At 45.4% G+C, this 809-nt stretch carries 1 protein-coding gene; it reads right to left on the bottom strand.

The annotated features are described in order from the left end of the window. Nucleotides 1–30: 30 nt before the first annotated feature. Nucleotides 31–690 (bottom strand): hypothetical protein, encoded by a 660-nt coding sequence (locus tag WEIDD23_RS03690; protein ID WP_010372397.1) that lies wholly within the window; start codon nucleotides 688–690, stop codon nucleotides 31–33. Between the last annotated feature and the right edge of the window lie 119 nt (nucleotides 691–809).

Genomic DNA, 809 nt, shown 5'->3' with positions numbered 1-809 from the left:
ACTGTAAGCGCTTGCAAGAAATAACTCTCGTTAATTACTGGTCATCACTGAACCGTACTCTGCCTGAACATCTTGTAAATTATGCGTACGCAACCAGTCGTTCACATCAATTGTAAACGGATGATCACTATCACCATTCCCACCGGTATACGACCCCGTCATCACACCTACGCCACCATCACCAGACAACGTATACGTTGCTCCAATACCATTCACACCAATGCCAACAACCACTCGACCTTTACCTGATCCAACGCCGTCGACCACACCAGTTGTAATGCTGTGAACATCCGCTGGTGTGTAACCAGCTTCAGTTGTAATGACTTGGGCCAAAATTGATGCCCGATCATTTTGGGTCAAGTCTGTTGCCACAACCCCTGGTGTCCCAGTCAACTCACTTGATGATGACTCAGACGTTGCCACCGATGACGACGTCGCCGAACTTGCTGACGCCGCGCTTGTCGAGCTAGCTGTTACCGAACTGGTTTGTGACGAAACGCTACTTGTAACGGATGATGACGATGTCGCTGCCTTGTCATTATGAGCATTGTCAATCACTGCTGCAACGCCAACACCCAATAACAGCGCCACAATTAGTAATGCCGTAATCAGCAGAACTTTGAACGGACTTTTCTTAGAAGCTTGATGTGCATGCCTGGCTGTTCTACCAGCTGGATCCTTTTCAGTCATTTTATTCACCTCGTTTGTTATTCATCTGTTATTGTTACTATTATTTTATCGACTTTAGTCTGATTTTTGTTGTAATAAATACCTCAATAAAAGCACGCGTAAACCATTTTCTGATTCAC

Source organism: Weissella sp. DD23 (assembly GCF_001579105.1).
Lineage (GTDB): Bacteria > Bacillota > Bacilli > Lactobacillales > Lactobacillaceae > Weissella > Weissella cibaria.
This window is presented reverse-complemented; position numbering and strand designations above follow the sequence as displayed.

Coding starts and splice junctions, on each gene's coding strand:
- WEIDD23_RS03690 (WP_010372397.1), bottom strand. CDS start 690: ATGACTGAAAAGGATCCAGCTGGTAGAACAGCCAGGCATGCACATCAA.